This is a genomic window from Streptomyces sp. NPDC005195, assembly GCF_040608315.1.
Classification (GTDB): Bacteria; Actinomycetota; Actinomycetes; order Streptomycetales; family Streptomycetaceae; genus Streptomyces; species Streptomyces kaempferi.
On record NZ_JBEXHZ010000004.1, the window covers coordinates 107,068 to 116,127 of the forward strand.

Below are 9,060 nucleotides of genomic sequence, written 5' to 3' on the forward strand. Positions count from 1 at the left end.
CGCAGCGGTTACGGTGCTGGCGTACGTGATCGATGGGGAGGCAACCATGCCCGGAACCGTGCTGCTCCTCGCGGCCTCGCCGATGGGCAAGGGATGTCTGGTGGACGCGGCGTCCGTACTCCCCGTACTCGCGGCCGTCTCCCCCGCGGTGCTGTCCGGCACGGACACGGCGAACGTGGTCGAACTGGCCGACCCGCTGGACCCGCAGGCCGTCCTGACCCGGCTGCGTGCCGCGGCGACGGCACCCGGTCCGCTGACGGTGTTCGTGACCGGTCAGCTCCAACTGGACCGCCGTCAGCGCCTCCCCCATCTCGCGCTCGCCCGCACCACCCCGGCGACCGTCCGCTACACGGCCTTCCCCTGGCACTGGATCGCCGAGGAACTCCGGCTGCGCCCGCCGGGCAACACCGCGCTGCTGGCCGACCTGCACGCCGACGCGGAGAGCTGGGAGTACCTCGCCACGAACACCCTGCCGGTGGGGAAGGGCGTCGGCCTGTACGGGCGGGTGGCCCCGCCGCCGCCCCGGCGCACGGTGGCGTCCCCGGCGTACATGAAGGCCGTCGCCACCATCCTGCGCAGCGGTCACCGGCCCGAACTGCCGCTCCTGCACGAGCGGGCACTGGCCCGCGCCGACGGTGAGGGCGGGCGGCCGGGGATCGTGCTGGCGGTGGACGCGCGGGTGCCCGCGGCGCCGGACCCGCACGCCGCGATCACCGCCGCCGCGCAGGCGGGCCGGCACGAAGAGGCCGCGGCGCTGGCCGCGCGCCGGGAACAGGAGGCGGTCCGCACCTGGGGCACCGCGTCCGAGCAGGCCCTGCACTGGGCGGAGGTCCGTGCGGACCTGGCGATGCTCGCGGGTGACGCGGCCGGCAGCTGCCGGGTCTGGCTGTCGGTGGCGACCGCGCGCCTGGACGCGGGACAGCCCGGCGACGCTCCGTCCGTCGAGTCGGCCGTGGACCGGGCCCATCATCAGTGGGGCCGGGTCGACGACCCGCCGCGCGCCCGTGAACTGGGGCTCGCGCTGGCCGGGTTGCGGCTGCGCGTACCGGGGCGCCGGCAGGGTGCGCTGGACCATGTGCAGGGCCGGCTCAGCCGGCTGGAGGCCCAGGTGTGACGGCCCGCCTCCCCTCGCGGGGGAAGCGGGCCGCCGGATCACGCCGGGTACGTCAACTGGTGAAGAGGAAGTACTTCCAGGCGCCGTGCGTCGTCGAGTTCACGGTGTCGCCCGACGTGTTGTCGTAGTACGAGGAGCGCACCCGCATGCGGTAGCCCGTCTCGTGGGTGCCGCCGAGGCGCACCTCGGAGACGCCCGTGGAGCCGAGCTTGAAGTAGTCGGTGCCGGCGTCGTACCAGGTGCCCTGGTAGTACACCTCCATCTCCAGCCGCTGGCGACGGTTCGGGTACGCCGTCATCGTCGTGGTGAACAGCGGGTCCTTGGACTTGTGGAAATAGGCGTACGTGTGGCCGTACACCGCCTTCGTCCGGTACTGGCCGCTGATCGCCGTGGACACCTTCACCTGGGCGCCGACGGTGCTGCTCACGGACTTCGGCGCGTAGTGCGCGTCTCCCGCGAACTTCGCCGTGACCTTGGCGTCGCGCGTCAGGTCGAGCGTCACCGACAGGTGGCCCGACGAGTTCACCCTGCCCGTCTTCACCAGCTTGTCGGGCTTGTCGGAACCGAAGGGGTCCGCCCAGATCTCGACCGTGCGGTTCTTGTAGATGGAGCCCAGGTGCGCCGTGAACTTCACGTCGGTGCCGTAGGCGTACACCTTGCGGTTGTTGTCGAGGGTCAGGGAGGGGGCGCTGCGGGAGACGTCCACGGTGTCCGTGGCGGCCGCCGGGGTGTGGGTGGCGTCGCCGGCGTACTTGACCGTGTACTTCACCTTGCCGCCGGCGGGCGGGGTGTCCTTGAAGGAGAACCTGCCGCCGGAGCCGAGGGTCTTGGTGCCGAGCGACTTGCCGTTCGGCGTCTCCATGTCGGTGCGCGTGACGGTCAGCGGGGTCCCGGCGGGCAGCGCCAGGCCGGCGGTGAGCCTGCCGTCGACGGTGAGGGACTTGGCGCGCGAGGCGGTCGCGGGCGCGTCGACCGTCAGGGTGCCGGCGTACTTCCGCGGCTCGTCGACGACGTGGAACGTGGTCGAGTAGGCGATCTCCGTCAGCACGAACAGCTGTCGCCGGCCGGCGACCAGACCGCGCCGTGCCGGTTCCACACCGTGCCCGGCTGCAGGTTGCGCACGCTCGCGGGCTGGTCCGGGCCGCCCGTGAAGACATACGTGTCGCCGGTGTCGTCGAAGTCCCAGGTGGTCGCCGCGACCGTGCCGTCCGGGGCGATGCTGACGCCCTGCGGGGTGTCGGGCACCGGGTAGGTGCGCACCTGCTCCAGGTCGGACAGCCGGTACTCGGTGAGCGCCTTGTTCCCGGGTCCTGCCACGACGAGGTTCTGGCCGTCCGGGGTGAGGGCCGCGTCCTTCGGGAAGCCGCCCTTGTCGGCGGAGACGCGGATCACCGGCGTACCGGAGGAGACGTCGTAGACGAGGACCGGACCGGAGCTGATGCCCGCGTCGAGGGCGACCAGCGTCCCCGGGTTGTCCGGGTCGGCGTAGAGCAGGGGCGGACTGGCGTAGTCGTGGTCCGCGCCGAGATCGAGCGTGACCGTGGGTGTCCCGGCGGTCAGGTCGACGGCGCCGAGCCCCGACTCCCACTGGTCGCCGTAGGCGAACCACAGCCTGCCGCCCGCGAGCGCGAGCGAGGAGGGCTCGGTATGCGTCCCGGTCGGATACGCGGCGGTCCGCGTGAGCTGCGCCGTGTCGAAGGCCACGATCTCGTCGGCGCCCTCGACGGCCGCGTACAAGGTGCCCGAGTCCGGGACGAGTTCGAGGTCGGAGACCTGGGGCAGACCGGTGAGCCTGCCGACGATCCGGCCCGCGTAGTCGGTGACCACGATCTGGTGGGAGCCGGGGTCGCTGATGAACAGCCGCTGGTGGACGGAGTCCACGACCGTGTCGTACGGGTCCTTGACGTCGAGTGGCCCGCTGGAGTCGGCCGCCGCGACGCCGGTGCCGCCCAGGGCCAGGGCGGCCGAGCTGAAGAGGACCGCCAGCGCAGTGGCGGCGGGAAGAGTGCGCATACGCACGCTGATTCGAACCCCCCGGAACGAACGAAGCTGTGGGTGTCATCCGTACGGATCGCGTCCCGGTCATGTGTGTGACCTGTGAGCCGTGTGTGACGAGTGAGCGAAGACTAGGTCATGTCGCCGACAACGGGGAGCACAGGGGCGCCGCGTGCGTGATGTCCGTGCCGCGCTGCCCCGGTCGAGAGCCTCCCCGGACGCGTGCTCCGGTGCCATGATGGTGAGTCATGACTGCTGAGGGGGAGGGTGTGGCGACCCGTGCCGTCCGTGTGCGTCTGGACGGGACGGCGAGCGAGAGCGACGTCGGCGCACTGAAGAAGTGGCTGGAGCGCGAGAAGCCTCTGGAGGAGCTGGTCGGGCGGGGCGACCTCAGGATCGAGGAGCGCGCCGGGACCGACGCGCGGGGCACGCCCATGGGCGTCGGCACGGACATCGTGCTGGTCCTGATCGGCGCGGGCGCCGAGACTCTCTTCAAGGAACTGCTCGCCCAGGTGAAGAGTGCCGTGGGGGCCTGGCGGGACAACCGCGGCTCCGTCGAGAACGGTGATCCGCCCGATGCCCGCGTCGATTCCGTGGACCCCGACGAGAGGTAGTCGGGTGGACCGCTTCGACCCGCGCGGACGAGTGAACCGGGCACTGCTGGTCGGGGTGTCCGCGTACGAGTTCACGCGGCCGGAGCACCGTCACGGCGTCCCGAGCCCGCTGCCCGCCGTCGCGCACAACCTCTCGCTGCTCGCCGGCGCGCTGGAGCGGGGCGGAGTCCTCGGGCCGGACGGGATCACCGTGGCGGCCTCCCCGGTGCTGGGGGAGTTCCGCAAGGAGCTGCGCACGGCCGTCGACGCCGCCGAGGGCCTGCTCCTGCTCTACTTCGCCGGACACGGCGCCGTGCCCAGCGCGGGTGACGAGCTGTGGCTGCAGATGCGTGACGCGGAGGTCGTCCGGGGCGGGACGGCCGGGTTCGAGGGGGCCGCGCCGTTCACCAACGTGCTGAGGATCCTCGCCAACAGCGACGCGGAGCGGATCGTCGTCGTCCTCGACTGCTGCAACGCGGGCAACGCGGCCCGGGTGTGGGAGGCGGTGGAGAGACCCGACATCAGACGGCGCGTCTCCGTGCTCATGGGCGTGCAGGCCAACCACCGCGTCGACGCGGGGGACGGCGACACCCCCACGCCGTTCACGGCCCGGCTGGTGGACCTGCTGACGGACGGCGTCGAGGGACAGGGCGACGAGGTCCGGTTCCTGGCCCTCTCGGAAGCGCTCAGGCTGTACATGTCCGCCCACCACCGCACCGAGCGGGGGGAACCCTGGGAACCGCAGAGCCGTACGGAGAACCCGGCGGTGGACGTGCTGCTGGCGGTCCGGCCGGGGGCCACCGCATCCGGCGGGGAGACCGGGGCCGGGGCGGGCCGGACGGTCGGGGCCGCGCCCGCCGGACCCACCGTGCCCCCGGGTCCGGACGTGCCCCTCCGGCTCCGGATCCGCGGCCTCCTCGCCGCGGCAGCCGGCGCCGTCCGGGCCGCAAGGACCCGCGTCCACCCGGCCCGCACCCTCACCCGGCCCCGGTCCACCGGCCCGGCCGAGTCCCGGCGGCCCGGCCGGACCGCTCGCCCGCGCGGACCGTGGCGCTCCCCGCGCCGTCGGCCCCGCCGCACCGCCGCCGCCGTCGGCCTGGCCGTCGCCGTCCTCGGTCTCACGGGCTACCTGGTCTTCGGCCACGGCGCGTCCGGCGGGTCACCCTGCGCCCCGCCCCTGGAACTGCGCCTGCTCACCGATCCCGACCTGGAGTCCACCGTCCGCGAGGCGGCCGACACCTACCTCACGTCGGCGGCGAACACCACGGACGACGGCTGCCGGCGCAGCGGGATCACGGTGTACGGCGCCGGGTCGGCGGCCGTGGTGGCGGGCCTGCGCGACCAGTCGGACCCCTGGCAGCGGCCGGTCGGCGACGAGGCCGACCCGCAGCGCGACATCGGACCCCAGCCCGACATCTGGATCCCGGCCACGGCGGCGACGGCGGCACGGGCGCGCTCCACCGGGCTCCGGCGCAGCTATGTGTCGCTGGAGCCGGACGCGGCCCCCTTCGCGTATTCCCCGGTGGTGCTGTCCGTGCCGCAGGAGATCGCCGAGGCCTCGGTCGCCGACCGTACCGGCGACTCGCTCACGGGCCTGCGGCAGAAGCTGACGCGGCGGGCCGCGAGCGCCGAGGTGCGGCGTCCGGACCCGGCGTACACGGACGCCGCGCTGCTGGCGACGGTCGGTCTGTACGGCACCGGGACGCCCGACGTGAGCCGGGCGGAGGAGAGCGTGGACCAGACCGGGCCGGTCTCTCCCACCGCCGGTGACCTGCTCTGCACGCTGCCGGACAACGCGGACACCGACCGGGGTACGGCGGCCCTCGTACCGGAGTTCCTGATGGTGAGCGGCGTCGGCTGCGACCGGACGACGCGCACGCTGCGGATGGCCGAGTACCCCGACGACGTGCCGGCCCTCGCCCCGCTCTTCGTGCGGGTCCGCTGGACGGGCGGTGACGCCGACGGCGCGGCGCGGGACGACGCGGTCCGGTCGTTCCACGACTGGCTCACGGACCGGGGTGGCGGGTCCGGCGGCGGGGACGGGCACGGCAGTGGCAGCGGCACAGGCGGCGGGAGGGAGCCGGGCGGAGGCCTCGCCGTCTTCGGGAAGGACGGCTTCCGCTCCCCGTCCGGGGCGCATGCCCTGCTCTCGTCGCGGGTCCGGGACTCCGGGCTGATCGCCGATCCCGGCCCGTCCGCGGGGGCGGCGGGCGCAGGCGCCATGGAGACGGCCCTGAAGCGGTACCGCAACGCCAACGGGCCGGGCCGGGTGCTGTTCCTGCTGGACAGCTCCGGCTCGATGGCCGACCTGTGGCAGGGGCCGGGTGGCGCTCCCGGCATCCTGAAGCAGTCGTTCGCCGGGCTCGGCGACCGGGACGAGTACGGGGTCTGGTCCGTCGCCTCGCCGGGCAGCCGCTCCTACGGCGAGATCCTGGCGTTCGGCCCGCACACACGGCAGGACGCCGAGCGAGCCGTCGACCGCGGGGCCGTCGTCCAGGACGCGGAGGCCGATCCGTACGGCGCGCTCAGGGCCGCGCTGGACACCATGGACCGCAAGGGACGGGACGACAACCGCCCCGAGCTGATCGTCTTCCTCACGGACGACGAGGACAACAACCGCCTGACCGCGCACGATCACCTCGACGAGCTGCTCGGGCCGCTCCACGACAAGGGTGTTCCGGTGGTCATGGCAGCCCTGGACAGCGGCGGCTGCGCCAAGGGGAGTCCCGACCGGCGGATGTCCGAGGCGAGCGGCGGCCGCTGTCTGGACACCAGGGGCGACCTCGTGGCGGACCTGCGCGACGAGGTCGCGCGCACGGGAACGGGGGACGAGTGACGCGGGGACGGGGGTACGGCGGCGCGGGGGCCCGGCGCGCGTACCGGTGCGGGCCGGTGCTGGCGCTCCTGCTGACCGCCGCCTGCACCGGTGGCGGTTCCGCGCCGTCCGGTGTGCCCCTCTCCCCCGGAGGCCCGGGGGACATCATCGTGGCCAGCGGGCGGGACGTGACCGGAAAGGGCGGTATCCGGCAGCAGTTGATAGACGCGTGGAACGCCCGGCAGGACAAGGAGCACACCGGTGTGCACGCCCGGCTGGTCGAACTGCCCGGGTCCGCCGACGAACAGCGCAGCCAGCTCCTCGGCGCGCTGCAGTCGCGCGGCGCGGAGTACGACGTCGTCAACCTCGACGTGACCTGGGTGCCGGAGTTCGCCGCCGCGCATCTGATAAGCCCGCTGCCGGACGGCCTGGTCGACGGCGATGTCATCAAGTCGGTGGCGAGCACGGCCCGTTGGGCGGGGAAGGTCTACGCCGTCCCGTTCAACAGCGATGTCGGGCTCCTCTACTACCGCCGCGACTACCTGGAGCGGGCCCACATCCGGGACACCGACCTGAGCCGGGGGGTCAGCTGGCAGCGGCTGCGGGAGCTGACCGACACCATCGAGGCACCGGGCGCGCGGCGGCCCCGGGAGTACGAGAAGGGCTGGACCACACAGCTCGGCCCCTACGAGGGCCGTACGGTCAACGGTGTCGAGGCGTTCCTGTCCGCCGGCGGCGGTGCCCTCACCGACGACCGGGGCCGCTACACCGCGACCGTGCCGGAGCTGACCGAGGGGGTGGCGCAACTGCGCGCCCGTGCTCAGGCCGCGTACACGCTCGGTGACGCGTTCCGCTCCGGCGAGACCGAGTCGCTCACCGACTTCGCCGACGGCCGTACGGCGTTCCTGCGCCACTGGCCGTACGCGTACCGCACCCTGCACCAGTCGCTCGGCGAGACGCAGGTCGGCGTGGCCCCGCTGCCGGGCCGGGCGGTGCTGGGCGGCCAGAACCTCGCGGTGACCACACAGTCTCCGGAGCGTGCCGCGAAGGCGGAGGAACTGATCGGCTTCCTCACGGGCGAGGAGAGCGAACGCTGTCTGCTCGACGCGGGGTTCGCGGCCACCCGGGAGTCCGCCTACCAGGACGACGGGGTCACCTGCGGTACGGCCAGGACCGCCGGTGCCTCCCCCTCGGCGTCCCCGCCGGCGTCGCCCTCCGCGGAGAGCGCCGACCGTATGCCGCGCGACGACCACGGCCGTCCCCGGTACGCCCGCACCATCCTGCTGCCCGCTCTCCGGCGCGCCGTGCAGCGTCCCCGCACCCCGTTCTACGGGGCCTTCACCCAGACCTTCGCCACCGAACTGGGCAAGCTCTTCGGCGAGGATCCGCCGAGTGACGCGGAGCTGGCGGCCGGACTGGACCGGGCGCTCAGGCGGATCCTTCCGAGGCGATGAGGCAGGCGAGCGCCCCCGACACCAGCGTCCGTACGCCCGGCGCGAGGGTGCGCGGGTCGGGCGCGAAGTGGGGGCTGTGGTTGCTGGGCACGGCCGCGAACTTCTCCATGAGGTCGTCGCCGGGAGCCGCGTCCCAGACCTCCGCGGGGGTGCTCGTCACGAACCAGTAGGAGTACGGGATCCGTCCGTCCGCGAGCGTCGGGAAGTCCTCGCTGCCCATCGCCGGACCCGGGTCGAGGATCGCCCCGGTGCCGAAGACCTCGCCGTGCACCGAGGCGATCCGCCCGTCGGTGTCCGGGTCGTTGACGGTCACGGGGAAGCTGTTGCCGACGGTGACGTCGGGCTCGCGCGGGCAGCCGGCCGCCAGGCACTCGCCCGCAGCGATGCGCCGGATCGCCGCGATCATGCGTTCCCGTACGTCGTCCGACTGGGTCCTGAGGTTGAGGGCGATCCGGGCCTCGGAGGGGATGATGTTGTGGCGGGTGCCCGCCTCGATCCGTCCCACCGTCAGGACGGCCTGCTCGCGCGCCGCGATCTCCCGGCTGACGACGGTCTGCAGCCGGGTCACCAGGTACGCGGCGGTGACGACGGGGTCGACGGTCGACTCCGGGCGCGAGCCGTGCCCGCCCCGCCCGTGCACGACGATGTCCACGTCGGTCGAGGCGGACATGATGAGACCGGGCCGGTGGGCGTAGAGCCCCGTCGGACCGGGCGCGGCGTGCTGGGCGAGCAGCACGTCCGGCGGCGGGAACCGTTCGTAGACGTGGTCCTCGATCATCGCCGCGGCGCCCTCGCCGGTCTCCTCGGCGGGCTGTCCGAGCACCAGCAGCGTGCCCGACCAGGTGTCGCGCCCGGCGGCGAGCGCCTGCGCCGCGCCCGCCAGCCAGGTGACGTGCAGATCGTGTCCGCAGGCGTGCATCACGCCGGGTGTCGTGGACGCGTACGGCAGCCCGGTCTCCTCCTGGACCGGCAGCGCGTCCATGTCGGCGCGGAGCAGATCGTGTCCGCAGGCGTGCATCACGCCGGGTGTCGTGGACGCGTACGGCAGCCCGGTCTCCTCCTGGACCGGCAGCGCGTCCATGTCGGCGC

Annotated in this window: 7 protein-coding genes; 4 read left to right on the forward strand and 3 right to left on the reverse strand. The window is 73.6% G+C overall.

Annotated features, from left to right (window positions below; all coding sequences use genetic code 11):
* Nucleotides 1–46: 46 nt before the first annotated feature.
* Nucleotides 47–1,114: a hypothetical protein gene (locus ABZV34_RS06740; protein ID WP_356271979.1), complete on the forward strand. Its 1,068-nt coding sequence runs from the start codon at nucleotides 47–49 to the stop codon at nucleotides 1,112–1,114.
* 52 nt (nucleotides 1,115–1,166) lie between these two features.
* Here ABZV34_RS06740 and ABZV34_RS06745 read toward each other — a convergent pair whose 3' ends face one another.
* Both ABZV34_RS06745 and ABZV34_RS06750 read right to left on the reverse strand, forming a co-directional pair.
* Nucleotides 1,167–2,210 carry a hypothetical protein gene (locus tag ABZV34_RS06745; RefSeq protein WP_356271980.1) on the reverse strand — a complete coding sequence of 348 codons (1,044 nt, stop codon included), beginning with the start codon at nucleotides 2,208–2,210 and terminating at the stop codon, nucleotides 1,167–1,169.
* The gene (locus ABZV34_RS06750) at nucleotides 2,156–3,127 is read right to left on the reverse strand and encodes a hypothetical protein (protein ID WP_356271982.1); all 972 of its coding nucleotides are present in this window, start codon (nucleotides 3,125–3,127) and stop codon (nucleotides 2,156–2,158) included. Before ABZV34_RS06750 ends, ABZV34_RS06745 begins: the two co-directional genes overlap by 55 nt.
* Nucleotides 3,128–3,357: 230 nt before the next feature.
* On the opposite strand from ABZV34_RS06750, the gene ABZV34_RS06755 reads away from it, so the two are divergent.
* Genes ABZV34_RS06755 through ABZV34_RS06765 form a run of 3 tightly spaced genes read left to right on the forward strand, consistent with a single transcriptional unit; the run spans nucleotide 3,358 to nucleotide 7,971 of the window.
* A complete protein-coding gene (locus tag ABZV34_RS06755) occupies nucleotides 3,358–3,723 on the forward strand; it encodes a hypothetical protein (protein WP_356271984.1) in 366 nt (121 codons plus the stop codon).
* 4 nt (nucleotides 3,724–3,727) lie between these two features.
* The gene (locus ABZV34_RS06760) at nucleotides 3,728–6,538 is read left to right on the forward strand and encodes a vWA domain-containing protein (RefSeq protein ID WP_356271986.1); all 2,811 of its coding nucleotides are present in this window, start codon (nucleotides 3,728–3,730) and stop codon (nucleotides 6,536–6,538) included.
* Nucleotides 6,535–7,971 carry an extracellular solute-binding protein gene (locus ABZV34_RS06765; protein WP_356271988.1) on the forward strand — a complete coding sequence of 479 codons (1,437 nt, stop codon included), beginning with the start codon at nucleotides 6,535–6,537 and terminating at the stop codon, nucleotides 7,969–7,971. The genes ABZV34_RS06760 and ABZV34_RS06765 overlap by 4 nt, the downstream gene beginning before the upstream one ends.
* Here ABZV34_RS06765 and ABZV34_RS06770 read toward each other — a convergent pair.
* The coding region (locus ABZV34_RS06770) for an amidohydrolase (RefSeq protein ID WP_356271990.1) at nucleotides 7,946–9,060 on the reverse strand (1,115 nt) is incomplete at its 5' end. The genes ABZV34_RS06765 and ABZV34_RS06770 overlap by 26 nt on opposite strands.

Bases quoted from the DNA above. Each gene is read 5' to 3' on its own strand.
- ABZV34_RS06740 (WP_356271979.1), top strand. From the start codon at position 47: ATGCCCGGAACCGTGCTGCTCCTCGCGGCCTCGCCGATGGGCAAGGGA.
- ABZV34_RS06750 (WP_356271982.1), bottom strand. From the start codon at position 3,127: ATGCGCACTCTTCCCGCCGCCACTGCGCTGGCGGTCCTCTTCAGCTCG.
- ABZV34_RS06755 (WP_356271984.1), top strand. From the start codon at position 3,358: ATGACTGCTGAGGGGGAGGGTGTGGCGACCCGTGCCGTCCGTGTGCGT.